A 15854-nucleotide genomic window follows, 5' to 3' on the forward strand; every position below is an offset into this window, starting at 1 on the left:
GCCCGGGCGGCGGGCGTGGGCGGAGGCCGGCGGGGGTGCCGGCCGGCCCGCCGGGCGGAGCGGGAAGTCGGCCCGGCCGACGTCCCACGCCGCCCGGCCCGGAGCGCTACGCGGCGACCAGGGCGCGGAACTGTGCCGTGTGGGCGGGCAGTTCGACGTCGGCGAGGCCGGTGAGCAAATCCCGGAGCGGGAGCGGCCGGTCGACCAGGACCGTGCCGTTCGAGAGCAGCAGGGTGGGCACCGGGGTGTCGAGCTCGGCCTCGCTCAGGCCCGGGCCGGCGAGGGCGCAGAGGGCCTCGCCCTGGACCCGGATGCGTTCCCGGAGGCCGGCGGTGCCGCCGCCCGCGAGGGCGATCGTCCGGTCGATCGTCCAGGTGTCCAGGGCGTGGCGGTTGTCGTAGCCGGTGTTCGCACCCGCGGTGACGGCCGAGACGGCGGCCAGCGTGGTGGCGGTGACCAGGGAGACGTGGGCGAGCACCTGGTCGGCCGTCCACTCGCCGTCCGGCGGGGCGGCCGGTGGGCCGGGGGCCTCGGCGGCGTCGAGGAGGGCGCGGTAGGCCGCGCGGAGCCGGGTGGTGTCGAGCATGCCGTCCGCCCCCTCAGGCCTGTGGGCGGGACATCGCCCAGGGTGCCTGCGGGAGCGCCTCGCCGGTTTCGAGCAGGGACTTGAGGTTGGCCAGCACGGCCGCCCAGCCGTGCGAGATGCCCCGGTACATCTCCAGGTTGGGCAGGTTCTCGTGGGTCACGGTGAGCCGGACGATCGACTCGTGCGGCTCGACGAGGAAGGTCACCACGGAGGCGTCCTCGGCGGGCCGCGGGTCGTCGCCGCCCTTCGGCGCGTCGTCGAAGGTGAGCACCAGCCGGGTCGGCGGTTCTGCCTCCAGGACGCGGCCCACGACGTCGAGGGTGCCGGAGCCGTCCGTCCGGCGGTGCTCCCAGCGGGAGCCGGGCCGCCAGTCGGAGACGTTGGCGTGCGCCCAGTAGCGGGCGGTGAGGTCGGCGTCCGTGAGGGCCTGCCAGACCTGCTCGGCGGTGGCGCGGATGTAGGTGACGTAGACGTAGCTGGGCACGGGGGTGCTGGTGGCGGTCATGGCGTAGTCCTCTGCCTGGTTCTTGACGGCGCTGATCAATTGCAGGTTGGGCTTCTCGAAGCCGGCGATCCAGCGTTCCTCGATCTCGTGGATCGGTACCGGGTTGAGGTAGTGCAGCCGCTCCCGGCCCCGGCGCACGACGGTGACGAGGTTGGCCCGCTGGAGCACGTCCAGGTGCTGGGTGGCGGACTGGCGGGCCATGGCGAGGTGCTCGCACAGCTCGCGCAGGGTCTGGCCGTTCTGCTCGCGCAGGCGGTCGAGGAGGAGGCGGCGGGTGGGGTCGGCCAGTGCTTTGAAGACCGAGTCCATCGCTGATGCTTCGAGGCTCACGATTCGATTATGCAGGTGTTTGCCTGCCTATTGTCAACCGGGGGACGCGCGGGTGGCGGGTGGCGGGTCACGGGCTGGGGGCCGGGGCTGGGCTGGGGGCCGGGGCCGGGCTGGGGCCGGGGCTGGGCCGGGTTTTCCACGCTCTTGGTTTTGGATCTTTCCTTGTCCTGAAATCATCCGATGATCGGCGCTCGTGTGGCGGGCGGCGCTTCACGGAGAGGGACCGGCATGGCCGACGTGCCCGGGGACAAGGGCGTCCGAACGGGGCGGGCCGGCGCGAGGCGGTTCGGGCCGTCCGGGCCCGCCCTGGACCGGGACACCTGGATGGTGGTCTCCGGGGGCCTGCTCGGCGCCTTCTTCGCGAGCATGGGCCTGGCGGTGCTGCTCGGGCCGTCCCAGGGCTTCGGCGGCGACAGCCTCGGATCCATGGGCATCGTCAGCATCCTCGGCCTGATGCCGTGCGCCGCCGGCCTGCTCTGGGCCCTGCTCCACCCCCGGCGCGGCGTCCCCGCCATCGCGGGCGGCGCGGTGCTGGGCGTCGGCGCGTTCGCGCTGTTCGCCGGGACGGGCCTCAACGACGACTGGAAGGCGCCGCCCGACCGGCCGGCCACCGCCCGCGCCGTCGGCAGCTGGACCAGCGGGAACCTCGTCGTCCGGGTCCGGCCCGACCAGGTGGTGGCCTACCGCAGCGGCACCGGCACCGTCGCCTGGCGGTGGACACCCCCCGGCGACGACTCCGTGTGCGCCATGAGCCGCGGCACCGGCCGCGGCCTCGGACTGCTCGGCCACTCCCCGCACGACCAGCCCTGCGGATCCGTGACCGCGCTCGACCTCTCCGACGGCACGGCCCGGTGGACGGCCGTGGCCGACGCCCCCGCCCGGTTCGGCGACACCGCCGAACCGGACCTGCTCGCCGTCGCCGACGACGAGGCCGTCCTCCAGGAACGGACCGACTGGCGGGCCCTGCGCCTCACCGACGGCGCCGCCGCCTGGCGCAGCGACCCGGACACCGGCTGCGCGCCGCTCCAGGTGGCCGGAGGAGCGGCGGCGGTCGTCACCGTCGCCCAGTGCGGGGCGGCCGAACCCGTGCTGCGCTCGCTCTCCCCGGCCGACGGCCGGGAGCAGACGCGGGTCGCGCTCCCCGGTGCAGGCGGACTGCGGAACCTGGCCGTCGTCTCCGTCGAGCCGCTCGCGGTGTGGGTCGACACCCAGGGCGAGCGCGGCACGCACGCTGTCCTCAGCTACGACCGGGCCGGCCGGCAGCGGGCCGCGATACCGGTCACCGGCGACGAGTACGACCTCGACGTGATGCTCGGCGGGGTCCACGCCTTCGACGAGTTCGACGCCCGGCCGCTGTACGGCGGCGTGGTCGTCGGCGACCTGCTGATCGTCCCCGGCAAACGGCCCGACGACGTGCGGATCACCGGCGGCAAGAACCCCAGCCGCACGGCCACCGGGCGGCTGGTCGCCTACTCCCTCGCGGACGGCGCCAAGCGCTGGACGGCCGGGCTGGACGACCAGGTCATCGGCGTGGTGGTCGACGGCCCCTCGGTGTGGGCGCTCACCCGGGACAAGCTCACCAGCGTCGACGCGGCCACCGGGCGGCGGCGCAGCGAACTGGACGTCAACGACACGGTGTCGGTCAACCCCGTCACCCTGTCCGTCACCGGCCGGGAGCGGTTCACCGTGGTGGCGGAGGACGGGACCCGGGACGAGCCCCCGGCGCGCGGCCTCGGCTGAGGGGCGGGGCGGGGGCGGTGACGGGGCGTCGGGGTCGGTCCGGCGGAGCCTGGCCCCGCTCCGCAGCCTGCGCACGGTCGGCCAGGGCCCTGGCCTCGTTGTGGCGGTCGTCGAGCTCGCGGAAGATGGCGGCGGCCCGGGAGAACGGGTGGGGACCCGCGGTGGCCCGGGCTACATCACCTTCGGTGACACCGACGCCCCGGCCGGGCCGTGACCGGCCGGCTCCCGCCGGGTCGGGCCCGCGTCCCCGGCGGCCGCGTCGGCGACCACCGGTTCCGTCACTGATCTGAGCCTTCCGACCGGTTGTGTCAGGCTGGTGGGGGAGCACCGCCGAGATCGGGAGGCTCGTGATGTCCGAGGTCAGGGTCAACGGGGTGTCGCTGCACTACGAGGTCCGTGGCGAGGGCCCCGGGATCGTCCTGGTGCACGGCTCGTGGAGCGACGCCGACGGCTGGGCGCGGGTGCTGCCGGGCCTGGCCGAGTCCACCACCGCCGTCGCCTACGACCGCCGGGGGCACAGCCGCAGCGAGGACCCGCTGACCCAGGGGTCGGTCCACGAGGACGCCGCCGACCTGGCCGGCCTGATCCAGGCCCTCGGCTTCGCCCCCGCCTTCGTCTACGGCGACTCCTACGGCGCCCTGGTGGCCCTCCGGCTGGCGGCCGCCCGTCCCGACCTGATGCGGGGCATCGCCGTCCACGAGCCGCCCGGCACCGGCATCCTGCTCGCCGACCCGGACCTGCGCCCGATCGGCACCGCCTTCGCCGACCGGATCGCCGCCGTCCGGGCGCTGCTGGAGCAGGCGGAGTCGGCGGCCGCCGCCGAGCTGTACGTGGAGACCCTGGCCTTCGGCCCCGGCGCGTGGGAGCAGCTGCCCGCGCCGATCCGGCACACGTACATCCGCAACGCGCCGACCTACCTGGACGAGCTGCGTGACCCCGACGCGCTGGACCTCGACCTGGCCGGCCTGGCGCACTTCACCGATCCCGTGCTGCTGACGCAGAGCGACGACAGCGCCCCGATGTTCGGCGAGGTGCTGGACCTGATCGACCTCACGCTGCCGAAGGCCGAACGGCACCTGTACGCCGGCGCCGGTCACGCTCCGCACCTGTCGCAGCCGGAGGAATGGGTGCAGGCGGTCCTGCCGCGCGCGCTGGTGTGACGCGTACCCAGGGGCGCGGGACGGGCGTACACGCCGGTTCACGAGCCGGCCTCGCCGCCGTCCTCCTGGGCCGCCACCAGTTCCTCGCCGCGCGGCGTCCGCCGGTACAGCACCTCGCGCCCGCTGCGCACCCGGCTCACCAGGCCCGCGCGGTGCAGCACCCCGAGGTGGTACGAGACCGTGCCCGCACTGAGGAAGTGCCGGGCGGCCAGGGCCGCCGTGGTGGCCGGACCGACCAGTGCGGACAGCAGGTCCGCCCGGGTCGGTCCGAGCAGCTGGGCCAGCGAGGGAGCGGGGGCGTGCGGCACGGTCGACGGCACCCGCGGGACCGGGTACATCACCGTCGGCGCGCGGTGCACGCCGTCGACCGGGTCCAGGATGAGGTGGATCTCGTGGCTCACCAGCGTCGGCACCAGCAGGACCATCCGGGCCGGCAGCGCCACCTCGAAGCGGCTCTCCAACTCGATCCGCCCCTCGGCCCAGCACATCTGCGGGGCCAGCGAGTTGAACAGCGCGCCCGAGCCGTGCCGGGCCAGGAACCGGCCCCGCTGGTCGATCTCGGCGTCCAGCACGGCCCGGGCGTCCGCCCAGTACGGGGCGAGCGCCACGTCCCAGTAGCGGCCCAGCTCGTCCGCGACCCGCTCGGCGAAGTAGCGGGGCCCGCGCGCCAGTGTGCGCAGCACGACGTCGGGCACCGGACGGCCGTTCAGCCGGGCCGCGGGCACGCCGTGCTGCACCGTGTCCAGCTCCGCCCGCACCCGCTCCGGCGGCGTCCGGCGGACGGCCTCCAGCTGCTCCGCGACGGTCGGGGCCGGGCCGGTCGGGTGGGGGGAGAGGAAGTCGGGCAGGTAGCCGCCGGCCTGGTCCAGCGCCAGTCCGGACAGCAGCTCCAGCCGCTCCCGCCGCAGCACCCGGCGGGTCCGGCCCACCCAGGCGTACGGGCCGGTGCGGGTGTTCAGCCCGGACGCCATCAGGGTGTTCACCGCCTCGTGCAGCGGTGACACCGCGAAGCGGGTGCGGGCGAGCCCGGTCGAGTCGATGGTGAGCCGGATCACGGCCGCCGTCCTTCCCCCTGCGTCCTGCCCTGCGTGCTGCCCGGTGTCCTGCCCCGCGTGCCGTGCCCGGTGTCCTGCCCCGCGTGCGTCGCCGGACTGCGGCGCACCGCCCGCGCCACCGACGCCGTCCGATGGGCCGTTCGGGTCCTCGACCCTTCGAAGCTGGTCGAATCCTGGCCCTAATCCTCGCGTCCGGAGCGGCCCAGGGCACAGGCTTTTCCGTGACCGCGTCAGTACGGCACGCGGTCCGACCGGAAGGACGAACATGACGAGCACGCGCGGCCGCATCGCCGCCCTGCTGGGCGCCGTCGCGGTGGTCGCCGGCACCACGCTGGCCACTCCCGCCGCCGCCGCCCCGGCGGGCCCCGACCGGCCCGCCTCCGGCAGCGGACTCACCGGGCAGGCCCCCTGCCCGGACCTGCCGGAGTTCACCTGCGCGACCCTCACCGTCCCGCTCGACCACAGCGGCTCCGACCCCGGCACCCTCGGGCTGAAGGTCGCCGTCGGCGGCAACACCCACGCCCCCAAGGGCGATCTGCTCTTCCTCACCGGTGGGCCGGGCCAGCCCGGCGTGCCGCTGGTGAAGCGGGTCGCGGACGGTCTGGCGCCCGTCCTGAAGGACTACCGCCTGGTCATGTTCGACCAGCGGGGCACCGGCGGCGGCGCGCTGCAGTGCCCCGCCCTCCAGGAGCAGATGGGCGCCTCCGACCTCACCCCGCCCACCCCGCAGGCCGTCCGGGACTGCGCGGCCGCGCTCGGCCCCGACCGGCGCCACTACGCCACGGCGGACACCGTCGACGACATCGACCTGCTGCGCCGCGCCCTCGGCGCCCACCGCCTCACGCTGGACGGCGTCTCCTACGGCACCTTCGTCGCCGAGCGGTACGCGCTCGCCCACCCCGGCCACGTGAACCGGCTGGTGCTCGACTCCGTGGTCCCGCAACAGGGTTACGACCCCTTGGACCTCGCCGCCCTGCCGGCCGCTGCCCGGGTGCTGCGGGCCGCCTGCCAGGCCACCGGCTGCACCACCGACCCGGGCGCCGACCTCGCCGAGACCGTCCGCCGCTACCACGACGGACCGGCCGTGCTGGACACGCTCACCAGCTACGAGTTCGTCGACCCGAACTACGGCGGGATCCCGGAGGCCCTGCACGAGGCCGCCGCCGGACACCCCGAGAAGCTCCAGGGCTTCATCGAGGGAGCGCACGAGGGCGACGCGGTGCCGGCCGAATTCCTCAGCCAGGGCCTGCACGCCAGCACCCTGTGCGCCGACGGCCACTACCCGTGGGGCACCTCGGACACCCCGGTGGAGGGCCGGTCGGCGGCGCTGGAGCGCACCCGGCAGCGGCTCACCGCCGAGCAGACCTGGCCGTTCGACCCGGCCACCGCCACCGGGCTCGGCAGCCTGCTGACCTGCCTGGACTGGCCGCGCGAGAAGGTCCCGCCGACCCCGCCCGCGCACCGGAAGCTGCCCGACGTGCCGGTGCTGCTGCTCGGCGGGGACCGTGACCTCTCCACCCCGCTGGAGTGGCTGCACCAGGAGGCCGCCATGGCGCACGACCCGCAGGTCGTGATCGTGCCGGGTGCGGCGCACTCGGTGCAGTCCCGGGACCGCAGCGGCGTCGGGCGCAAGGCGGTGTTCGACTTCCTGCTCGCGTAGCAGGGGACTCCCGCCCGTGCGGCGGGAGTGGACGGACCGTTCGGGACGGGGGTCTGAACGGTCCGTCCGCACGTGGTGCGGGGGATCCTGCCGGTGGGGACGGGGCTCGCGGTGGGCGGGCGTCAGTCCTTCGCCAGGCCCCAGCCGTCGTCCGGGACGGAGCGGTCCGGCTCGGGGCAGTCGGTGTGCTCGTAGCCCCAGAGCAGGGCCTTGTGCAGCAGCCAGTCGTCGAGCGGGGGCGCGTCGCGCTCCTCGCGGTCGACGAGGACGAACACCGCCCGGACCTCCTCGGCCACCGGCACCTCCAGGGTGCGCTGGTCGGGGAGGTTCTCGTACGTCACCGTGTTCCAGGAGCAGCCGGCGGCGGTCAGCGCGGCGACCAGGGACGACTCCGTGACCCGGGTGTCGAGGGTCTGCAACGCGCCCCCGGGAAGCGGCAGTTCGAGGTCCCCGTGCCAGACCGGAAGCGAGAGCGACTGGAGTCGGCGGCAGTGGCAGAACACCGTCACCACGTCGCCCCAGCCGAAGCCGTGCGGCCAGCGGGACGCGCGGTGGATCCGCCCGCCGTCCCAGGGATCCCCGTAGCGGGCGGCGAGTTCGGGCAGCGAGGCGTTGTAGCGGAAGTCGCCGAGGCCGCCGGTGGCGGCCATCGCGGTCAGCCGGGCCAGGAAGTCCGTCACGCCAGGCACCCGCGCAGCGCCTCGATCAGCCTGGTCGCCCGGGCGTCGCCGTGGCCGATCATCCGGTTCGCGACGTACCCGAAGCCGACGCCGAACTCGTCGTCCCCGAAGGCGAACTGGCCGCCGGCGCCGTCGTTGCCGAAGCTGCGGGCGCCGAGCAGCCCGCGGAAGCCGGGGGAGTCGAGCAGCACGCCCGAGCCCCAGCGGGCGCCCATGTCGAAGCCCAGGAAGCCCTGGCCGGAGGAGAGTTCGCGCACCACGTCGGTGACGGTCGCCGCCGCCAGCAGTCGCTCGCCGCCGTCCAGGCCGGTCACGGCCGCCGCGTACAGGCCCGCCAGGCCGGTCGCGGAGGCGACGGCGCCCGCCCCGGGCAGCTCGATCGCGTGCAGGGCCGGGTCGTTCCAGCCGTGCGGGGCATCCAGCCCGGGGAAGACCAGGGCGCCGTTCATGGTGACGATCCGGGTGAGGAGGTGCTCCGGGCCGGGCATCGGGCGGCGGCCCTCCGACTCCACGAGCCTTGCCAGGTCGCCGAGTTCGCTCTCCGGGAGGCCGATCCGGACCGGCAGGCCGAGCGGATCCGCGATCTCCTCGCGGAGGAACGCGCCCGGGGTCAGCCCGGTGATCCGGCGGATCACCTCGCCCACGGCGAAGCCGAACACGTGCCCGTGGTACTCGTGGCCGGCGCCGGGCTCCCAGAGCGGCGGCTGCTCCTCGATCGCCCGCACGACGGGCTCCCAGGCGGCGATCTCCTCGAAGGAGAGCACCGCGTCCAGCGCCGGGATGCCGGCGCGGTGGCCGAGCACCATCCGGGTGGTGACGTCCTGCTTGCCGTTCCGGGCGAACTCGGGCCAGTAGCGGGCGATCGGCGCGTCGAGGTCCAGCCGGCCCCGCTGGGCGAGGAGGTGGGCGAGGATGCTCACCGGGCCCTTGGCGCAGGAGAAGACCGGGACGACGGTCCGCGGCGTCCACGGCCGGCCGGTGCGCTCGTCGGCCGTCCCGCCGTACAGTTCGACGACCTTGCGGCCGCCGACGAACACCGTCACGGCGGCGCCGAGTTCGGGGAACTCCTCGAAGTTGCGGGCGAAGGCGTCCGCGACCGCTCCGTAGCGTTCGTCGGCCCACCCCTGGTACTGCTGCATGGCTCTGCCCGTCCTTCCGGCCCCAAGATCATCGACCGGACCACGCTACGGGAGCGGTGCGACCGGTACGAGGGGTTTTCGCAGGCCGGGGTCGACGGGACGGGCGGAGCCCGCGCGGTGGGCCGCACCGGTGTGACGGACGGGGGTGGTGTGTCGGGAGGGCCGGTGTGGCCGGCGGGACTGCGGCGACGTGCGGCGGGTCCGGTGTGACCGGCAGGACGGCCGGGGACGCGGTGGAGCGGGGGCCGATCCGCCGGCCCGCCGCTCCACCGCGGGCGGGCTACTGCTCGCGGCCGGTGACGTAGAACGGCTTCATGTCGACGACCGCCGCGGTGGCCGTGTGCCCGAGGCCCTCGCGGGCGGCGTTGGTGAGCAGGCCGGGGTCGGCGGCGGCGTGCTCGGCGAACAGGCCGCCCAGACCGCGGGCCCGCACGTACTCCGCCTTGGCGCGCACCGAGCGCGGGGTGTCGAGGGAGAGGAACACGCCGCTGGCGGGGCTGTACAGGAAGTCGGCGTTCGCGGCCGTGTCGGTGTACAGCTCGAAGCCGTTGCGGCCCCGGCCGTTCTCCAGGTCCAGGTGGTGGCGCAGCACGTCGGCGTAGGTGCTCACCCCCGGACGGAACGAACCGAGCGTCCCGCCCGCGTCCCCCTGGTAGCCGCCGCGCAGCGGCGAGACCGCGTCGACCCGGGCCCGGCGCGCATTGCGGGTGGTGGTGGCGTAGCCGACGTGGATGCGGCGCGGGTCCACGCCGAGCCCGTCGGTCAGCCGGGTGACGGCGGCGTCGACGTCGCCCAGCGAGGAGTGGTGGCCGAGCCCGGCCGACCAGGGGCTGCCGAAGAGGTCGAAGGACATCAGGTCGAGCCGGTCGGCGCCCGAGTGCAGCAGCAGCGGGACGTTCATCGCGGCCAGCTGGGCCGGGACGGCCGGGACCGCGACGGCGATGGTGGCGCGGACCCCGGCGGCGGTCAGCGCGGCCCTGGTCTCGCGGACCAGCGCCGCGTACTGCTCCGCACCGTCCGGCCAGCGCCAGTCCAGGTGGAGCGTGGAGAACATCGGGAAACGGCCGAGGAGTCGTGCGACCGAGTCCGCGAACCGGCGGCGCGCGGCGGCGTCCCGGGCGACGGCACCGAAGGCCTCGCCCAGCTCCCAGCCACCCACGTGCAGCCCGACGGCCAGGCCGGGGCTGCGCTCCTGGAGGCGGCGCGCGGCACCGAGCAGGCCCTGCGCCCGCTGCTGGTCGAACAGCGCGCGGTAGTCGTTGGAGACCCAGCCGTCGAAGCCGTAGCCGAAGTAGGCGGCGACGGCGCTCCACGCGTCCGTGAAGACGACCGCGCCGTGGTCGGTGGCCGGGACGCCGAAGTCCTGCGCGGCCTGGGCGGTGGCGGCGGCCAGCGCGCCGCGGTCGCCGACGATGCCGACCAGGCCGAGGACGAGCTCGTCGAAGGCGCCGTCCGCGGCGACGATCCCGGTGAGGTCCGCCCCCGGCCCGCCCTCGGCCCCGCCGTCCTGGGTCAGCCGGCTGTCGTAGGCCCAGGAGGTGTCCAGGAAGCCGGAGACCGTCTGGTGGCCGCTGCGCCGGTAGGTGTTGAAGACGGGCTTGGCGACCCGGCAGGGTGTGTAGGAGAGGCGGCGGTCCTCCGTCGCCGGGTCGAAGCCGTTCTCGGCGTAGGTCCGTTCGGCGGCGTCGACGGCCAGCCCGTCGAGTCCGGGGTCGGACGGGTGCACCAGTTCGCTCATGGGGGCTCTCCCTCGGCGTTTTCGATCACGGAAAGTGCCCGGACGGGTGCCGGGCGTGGTCGCGCGGGCAGCGTAGCGGCCGGGCCGGTCGGTGCGGGCGGGTTCGGGAGAACGGGTTGACGGGCGGTCGGGTGCGTGCGAGCGTGCCCGGCCTCCGGGCGTGGCGTCCGGCTCCCGTCGGGCGCGGGCTTCCGCGGTTTCCGTGATTGCCTTCCGGCTCCCTTCCGGTTCTCGTGCGGTTCCGTGCGGTTCCGTGCGGCGGGTTCGCGCCGTCGCGGCTACCGGACCCCGCGGTCGGGCAGGCTCGGTCGGACACCGAGCGAAGGAGCCCGCCATGGCGGCAGTGCACGAATCCGTTCTCGACGCGATCGGCGGGACGCCCCTGTTCCGCCTCGCCCGCCTGGGCGCCGGGCTCGCCACGCCGGTCTACGCCAAGGCGGAGTTCCTCAACGTCGGAGGCAGCGTCAAGGACCGCGCCGCGCTCTCGATGGTGCTCGCCGCCGAACGGGACGGGCTGCTCCGCCCCGGCGGGACGATCATCGAGGCGACCTCCGGCAACACCGGGATCGGCCTCACCATCGTCGGCCGGCAGCGCGGCTACCGGGTCATCGCCGGGGTGTCCGACCGCTCCAGCGCCGAGAAGTCGGACATCCTGCGGGCGTATGGCGCGGAGGTGGTGACCGCGCCCACGACCGTGCCCGCGGAGGACCCGGCGCACCTGTTCAACGTCGTCGAGCGGCTCGCCCGGGAGATCCCCGGCGCCTGGCTCGCCAACCAGTACGACAACCCGGCCAACCCGGACGCCCACGTGCGCGGCACCGGCCCGGAGATCTGGGAGCAGACCGGGGGCCGGATCACCCACTTCGTCGCGGGCGTCGGCACCGGCGGGACCATCTCCGGCACCGGCGGCCACCTCAAGCGGGTGTCCGGCGGCGAGGTGACGGTGATCGGCGCCGACCCGGAGGCCTCGCTCTACGGCGGCGGGGACGGCAGCCCCTACTTCGTCGAGAGCATCGGCCACTTCCTCCACCCCGACACCGTCGAGGACCGCTGGCCGCAGGCCTACCGGCGGGACGTGGCGGACGCCTTCGAGCGCGTGCCGGACCGCGAGTCCCTGCTGACGGTCCGCCGGCTCGCCCGGGAGGAGGGCATCCTGGCCGGCCCCTCCTCGGGCACCGCCGTCGCCGCGGCCCTGCGGGTGGCGCGCCGGCTCGGGCCGGGCGACCTGGTCGTGGTCCTGCTGCCGGACTCCGGGCGCTCCTACCTGTCCAAGGTGCACAGCGACGACTGGATGCGGCGGTGGGGCTTCCTGGAGGAGCCGGGGGAGGGGGCGCTGCGGTCCTTCCTGGACACCGCCGGCCCGCTCGCGACGGTGACCGCGGACGCGACCATCGGCGGTGCGCTGGAGGCGCTGCGCACCGCGCCGGGGGGCGTCGCGCCGGCCGTCCTGGCGCGGGCCGCACGCCCGTACGGGGTGAGCGCGACGGAGGTGGTCGGCTCGGTGTCGCACGCGGTGCTGGCCGCCGCGCTCGCGGACGGCACGGCGAAGCCCGGCGACCCGGTGGCCGGGCTGCTGGGACCGGCGCTGCCGACGGTCGGGGTCGGGCAGTCGGCGGCCGAGGTGCGGGAGGTGCTCGGCGGGACGTACCCGGCCGCGCTGGTGCTGGTGGACGGGCGCGCGGTCGCGGTGCTCCCGGCGGGGGCGGTCCGTTAGGCGCCGCGCCGCGGGCGGACAGGGGGCGGTCAGGGGGTGAGTCTGCCGGGAACTCTTCGGCAACCCCTCCGCCGCCGGCGACGCCTGGCCCGTGCAGCACGCCGTCACGGCCTCGCTGCTGTGGAGCGCCGTGCTGCTCACGCTCTGCGTGCCGCTCGCCGTACGGGAGTTCGCCACGCACGGGCGGTGAACGCCGCCGGGGCGGTCGGGCCGGCGGGGGCGTGAACGCCGTCGGGGTGGGCAGGGGCCCCGGGGCCGTCCCGGAGGGCGGGATGTGCTGGACACCGGTGCCGGTGCGGCCGAAGGTGGAGCCCATGGAGTTCACCCACCTCGGCCGCACCGGCCTGACCGTCTCCCGACTCTGCCTGGGCACCATGAACTTCGGCCCCTACACCGAGGAGTCCGACGCCCACCGCATCATGGACACCGCCCACGAACGGGGCATCAACTTCTTCGACACCGCCAACGCCTACGGACGCGACGGCGAGGGCAACCTCAAGGGCCGCACCGAGGAGATCATCGGCCGCTGGTTCGCCCAGGGCGGCGGCCGCCGCGAGCGCACCGTGCTCGCCACCAAGGCCTACGCCCCGATGGGCGACTGGCCCAACGAGGGGCGGCTCTCCGCCCTCGCGATCCGCCGGGCCGTCGAGGCCAGCCTGCGCAGACTCCGGACCGACCACATCGACCTGTACCAGATGCACCACATCGACCGGGACACGCCCTGGGAGGAGATCTGGCAGGCGATGGAGCTCCTGGTCGCCCAGGGCAAGGTCATCTACGTCGGCTCCAGCAACTTCGCCGGCTGGCACATCGCCCAGGCCCAGGAGGCCGCCCGCGCCCGGCACTTCCTCGGCCTGGTCAGCGAGCAGTCCCTCTACAACCTGCTCGACCGCACCGTCGAACTGGAGGTCGTCCCCGCCCTCCAGCACTACGGCCTCGGCTTGCTGCCGTGGTCCCCGCTGCGCAGCGGCGTCCTCGGCGGCATCCTGCGCAAGGAGCGCGAGGGCACTCGCGTCCGCGGTGCGCTGGAGCACGCCGGCGCGCTCCTGGAGACCCACCGCGAGCGCCTCCAGGCCTACGAGGACCTCGCCGACGAGCTCGGCACCGACCCCGCCGACCTCGCCCTCGCCTGGCTCCTCTCCCGCCCGGCCGTCACCGCCCCCATCATCGGACCCCGCACCCCGGCCCACCTCGACGCGGCCGTCGCCGCCGTCGACCTGAAGCTCGACCAGAAGACCCTCGACCGCCTCGACGAGATCTTCCCCGGCCACCGGCCGGCCCCGGAGGACTACGCCTGGTAGCCCGCGCCCGCCGCCGCCACCGACCGGGTCCTGCTGGCGGTGGCGGTGGCGGTGGCGGTGGCGGTGCGTGGTGCGCCGGTGCCGATGGTGCGTGGTGGTGGCGGCCGGTCGTTGTGGTAGCAAGGCGGGTATGACGGAACGGCCTGACGGGCGCAGCTCGTACCATCACGGGTCCCTGCCGGAGGCGTTGGTCGGGGCGGCGTTCGAGCTGCTCGACGAGTGCGGCCAGGACAAGGTGAGCATGCGGGAGGTGGCGCGCCGGGCGGGGGTGTCGGCGGGGGCGCCGTTCCGCCACTTCGCGGACCGGCAGGCGTTGTTGACGGCGCTGGCGGACCGGGTGCTGGCGGACTTCGCGCGCTGGCAGGAGGCCGAGGCGGCGTCGGTCGAGGCGGCCGGCGGCTCGGTGATGCGGGCGATCGGGCTCGGGTTCGTCCGGTACGCGCTGCGTCATCCGCGCCGCTTCGAGCTGGTGCGGTCGCGGGTGTTCACGGCCTCGCGGGAGCCGGAGCTGCGGGAGCAGCTGGACGGCATCGACCGGGCGCTGACCGGGATGATCGTGGCGGACCAGGAGGCCGGCCGGCTGCGCCCCGGGGACCCGTTGCTGGTGGGCCTGGCCGGGCAGGCGCTGGTGTACGGGCTGGCGCAGATGATCGTGGACGGGTACCTGCCGGCCGAGAAGGCGGAGGAGCTGGTCGTGCAGGTGCTGGACACCTTCGGTCAGGGGATCGCCAACCGCCCTCCGCAGTAACCGACTTGTGCCCGTGGGGAGCCTTGACCGGGTTACCGGGCCCTGATGTAATCACCGCTTACATGGGGTGTGGAACGGGTACGGGGAGGTCGGGATGTCCACGGGAACGACGTTCGTCCGCTCGATGTTCGCCAAGGCGGCACCGGGCTACACCACCGCGGCCGCCACCGGCGACACCGTGGTGCTGCTCATCGGCATGCGGATCAACCGCTTCTGGGCCGTCCACCACTGGGGCCCGGTGATGTTCGCGATGTTCCGGATGCTGCACGAACTCGCCCGCAGCCCGGAACGGGGCCTGCGCGGGCGCATCCTGCTCACCGCCTCGCCGCGCACCTACTACGTCGTGCAGTACTGGGAGTCCAAGGAGAAGCTGTACCGGTACACCACCGCGCCGGACGGCTTCCACCACACCGTGTGGGGCATCGCCAACCGCAAGCTGCGGGAGGGGAAGGCCCGGCAGCACGTCGGGCTCTGGCACGAGACGTACATCGTGCCGGAGGGCGGCTACGAGTCGATCTACTTCGACATGCCGCCGTTCGGCCTGGCGGGTGCCACCGGCTCGTTGCTGGTGGAGGAGCGCGGGCGGCACGCGGCGGCGCGGCTGGCGTTCCGGTCCGGGACGGGGGGCGGGGCCGGGGTGGCCGGGGAGGGCGGCGTGGGCAATACGAGCGGCGCGTCGGCCGCCGGGAAAGCCGCCGGGAAGGCTGCTGGGAAAGCCGCCGGGAAGGCCGCCGCGGAGGGCGGCGCCGCCTGACCGGGGGCCTGCAGGGAGTGTCGCGGGTCGGTCCGTCGGCGCGGTGTGGGAGCGTCGGGGGATGGCGGACGAGGCTGTGGTGCACCAGGTGCCGTACCACTCCCAGTGGGAGTCGGCGGAGCTGGTGCGGGCGATCATCGACGGGCAGGTCGACGCGGCCGAGGACCCGCGCTGGGGGCAGTCCGGCGCGGGCACCCCGGAGGAGTACGCGTGGTGGTCGTGGCGGCTCTGCGGGGTCGCCTGCCTGCGGATGGCGCTCGACCACTGGTGGGGCCTGGCGCCGCCGGCGCTGACCCTGGCCGAGGAGTGCGTGGCGGCGGGTGCCTACGTCCGGGACGGCGAGAGCCTGCGCGGACTGATCCACACCCCGTTCGCCGCCTACGCCCGGGAGCGCTGGGGACTGGCCGCGCGGGCCGCGGAGTTGACGCCCGAGGAGGTCTCCGCCGCGGTGGCCGACGGGGGGCTGGTGATGGTGTCGGTGCATCCGGCGATCCGCGAGCCGGCCGGTCCGGAGCCGGTCCGGCGGGGCGGGCACCTTGTGCTGGCGGTCGGCACCACGGAGACGGCGGTGGTCCTCCACAACCCCTCCGGGTTCCCGGGGGAGTCGCAGTCCTTCGCGCACGTTCCGTGGCGGGCCTTCGCGCGGTTCTACTCCGGGCGGGGCATCGTCCTCGGGCCGCCGGGGACGTGAGGGGGCCGCCGGGGGCGTGGCGGCCGCCTGGATGCGACGACGGTCGTCGCGCC

13 protein-coding genes and 1 pseudogene are annotated in these 15854 nt (G+C 75.1%); 8 read left to right on the forward strand and 6 right to left on the reverse strand.

What is annotated here, in order from left to right; genetic code table 11:
• Positions 1 to 106 precede the first annotated feature (106 nt).
• Positions 107 to 586 (reverse strand): hypothetical protein, encoded by a 480-nt coding sequence (locus tag ACIRS1_RS10820; protein WP_402838431.1) that lies wholly within the window; start codon positions 584 to 586, stop codon positions 107 to 109.
• Between the two features lie 13 nt (positions 587 to 599).
• The gene (locus ACIRS1_RS10825) at positions 600 to 1400 is read right to left on the reverse strand and encodes an ArsR/SmtB family transcription factor (RefSeq protein ID WP_402838638.1); all 801 of its coding nucleotides are present in this window, start codon (positions 1398 to 1400) and stop codon (positions 600 to 602) included.
• 249 nt (positions 1401 to 1649) lie between these two features.
• Here ACIRS1_RS10825 and ACIRS1_RS10830 point away from each other — a divergent pair, with 249 nt between their 5' ends.
• Positions 1650 to 3161, forward strand: coding sequence for a PQQ-binding-like beta-propeller repeat protein (locus ACIRS1_RS10830; RefSeq protein ID WP_402838433.1), 1512 nt, complete (start codon positions 1650 to 1652; stop codon positions 3159 to 3161).
• Between the two features lie 350 nt (positions 3162 to 3511).
• Positions 3512 to 4321 carry an alpha/beta hydrolase gene (locus tag ACIRS1_RS10835; RefSeq protein ID WP_360214304.1) on the forward strand — a complete coding sequence of 270 codons (810 nt, stop codon included), beginning with the start codon at positions 3512 to 3514 and terminating at the stop codon, positions 4319 to 4321.
• Positions 4322 to 4359: 38 nt separating this feature from the next.
• Here the strand turns inward: ACIRS1_RS10835 and ACIRS1_RS10840 are convergent, their stop codons facing one another.
• A complete protein-coding gene (locus ACIRS1_RS10840) occupies positions 4360 to 5376 on the reverse strand; it encodes a helix-turn-helix domain-containing protein (RefSeq protein ID WP_402838435.1) in 1017 nt (338 codons plus the stop codon).
• A 265-nt stretch (positions 5377 to 5641) separates the two neighbouring features.
• On the opposite strand from ACIRS1_RS10840, the gene ACIRS1_RS10845 reads away from it, so the two are divergent.
• Positions 5642 to 7036, forward strand: a complete 1395-nt coding sequence (locus ACIRS1_RS10845; protein ID WP_402838437.1) for an alpha/beta fold hydrolase — start codon at positions 5642 to 5644, stop codon at positions 7034 to 7036.
• 122 nt (positions 7037 to 7158) lie between these two features.
• On the opposite strand, the gene ACIRS1_RS10850 is transcribed toward ACIRS1_RS10845, so the two are convergent.
• The 3 genes from ACIRS1_RS10850 to ACIRS1_RS10860 form a co-directional block, all read right to left on the reverse strand.
• Entirely contained in the window at positions 7159 to 7716 is a 558-nt protein-coding gene (locus ACIRS1_RS10850) for a hypothetical protein (RefSeq protein WP_402838439.1), read from the reverse strand.
• Positions 7713 to 8855, reverse strand: coding sequence for a serine hydrolase domain-containing protein (locus ACIRS1_RS10855; RefSeq protein ID WP_402838441.1), 1143 nt, complete (start codon positions 8853 to 8855; stop codon positions 7713 to 7715). Before ACIRS1_RS10855 ends, ACIRS1_RS10850 begins: the two co-directional genes overlap by 4 nt.
• A 280-nt stretch (positions 8856 to 9135) precedes the next feature.
• Positions 9136 to 10593: a glycosyl hydrolase family 18 protein gene (locus tag ACIRS1_RS10860; RefSeq protein ID WP_402838443.1), complete on the reverse strand. Its 1458-nt coding sequence runs from the start codon at positions 10591 to 10593 to the stop codon at positions 9136 to 9138.
• Positions 10594 to 10927: 334 nt separating this feature from the next.
• Between ACIRS1_RS10860 and ACIRS1_RS10865 the strand changes: the two genes are divergently transcribed.
• The 5 genes and pseudogenes from ACIRS1_RS10865 (at position 10928) to ACIRS1_RS10885 (ending at position 15801) form a co-directional block, all read left to right on the forward strand.
• Complete coding sequence (locus ACIRS1_RS10865; protein ID WP_402838445.1) at positions 10928 to 12307, forward strand: pyridoxal-phosphate dependent enzyme; 1380 nt, start codon at positions 10928 to 10930, stop codon at positions 12305 to 12307.
• Positions 12308 to 12621: 314 nt separating this feature from the next.
• Positions 12622 to 13608, forward strand: coding sequence for an aldo/keto reductase (locus ACIRS1_RS10870; RefSeq protein ID WP_360214289.1), 987 nt, complete (start codon positions 12622 to 12624; stop codon positions 13606 to 13608).
• A 130-nt stretch (positions 13609 to 13738) separates the two neighbouring features.
• Entirely contained in the window at positions 13739 to 14356 is a 618-nt protein-coding gene (locus ACIRS1_RS10875) for a TetR/AcrR family transcriptional regulator (protein ID WP_360214287.1), read from the forward strand.
• Positions 14357 to 14480: 124 nt separating this feature from the next.
• Positions 14481 to 14978: pseudogene (locus tag ACIRS1_RS10880) on the forward strand (DUF4188 domain-containing protein); the annotation flags it as partial.
• Positions 14979 to 15171: 193 nt separating this feature from the next.
• Positions 15172 to 15801, forward strand: coding sequence for a C39 family peptidase (locus ACIRS1_RS10885; protein ID WP_360214285.1), 630 nt, complete (start codon positions 15172 to 15174; stop codon positions 15799 to 15801).
• The last annotated feature ends 53 nt before the right edge of the window (positions 15802 to 15854 follow it).

Source organism: Kitasatospora sp. NPDC101176 (assembly GCF_044768035.1).
In the GTDB taxonomy this organism is placed as follows: Bacteria; Actinomycetota; Actinomycetes; order Streptomycetales; family Streptomycetaceae; genus Kitasatospora.

Coding starts and splice junctions, on each gene's coding strand:
- ACIRS1_RS10865 (WP_402838445.1), top strand. CDS start 10,928: ATGGCGGCAGTGCACGAATCCGTTCTCGACGCGATCGGCGGGACGCCC.
- ACIRS1_RS10830 (WP_402838433.1), top strand. CDS start 1,650: ATGGCCGACGTGCCCGGGGACAAGGGCGTCCGAACGGGGCGGGCCGGC.
- ACIRS1_RS10825 (WP_402838638.1), bottom strand. CDS start 1,400: ATGGACTCGGTCTTCAAAGCACTGGCCGACCCCACCCGCCGCCTCCTC.
- ACIRS1_RS10875 (WP_360214287.1), top strand. CDS start 13,739: ATGACGGAACGGCCTGACGGGCGCAGCTCGTACCATCACGGGTCCCTG.
- ACIRS1_RS10860 (WP_402838443.1), bottom strand. CDS start 10,593: ATGAGCGAACTGGTGCACCCGTCCGACCCCGGACTCGACGGGCTGGCC.
- ACIRS1_RS10870 (WP_360214289.1), top strand. CDS start 12,622: ATGGAGTTCACCCACCTCGGCCGCACCGGCCTGACCGTCTCCCGACTC.
- ACIRS1_RS10820 (WP_402838431.1), bottom strand. CDS start 586: ATGCTCGACACCACCCGGCTCCGCGCGGCCTACCGCGCCCTCCTCGAC.
- ACIRS1_RS10835 (WP_360214304.1), top strand. CDS start 3,512: ATGTCCGAGGTCAGGGTCAACGGGGTGTCGCTGCACTACGAGGTCCGT.
- ACIRS1_RS10845 (WP_402838437.1), top strand. CDS start 5,642: ATGACGAGCACGCGCGGCCGCATCGCCGCCCTGCTGGGCGCCGTCGCG.
- ACIRS1_RS10885 (WP_360214285.1), top strand. CDS start 15,172: ATGGCGGACGAGGCTGTGGTGCACCAGGTGCCGTACCACTCCCAGTGG.
- ACIRS1_RS10855 (WP_402838441.1), bottom strand. CDS start 8,855: ATGCAGCAGTACCAGGGGTGGGCCGACGAACGCTACGGAGCGGTCGCG.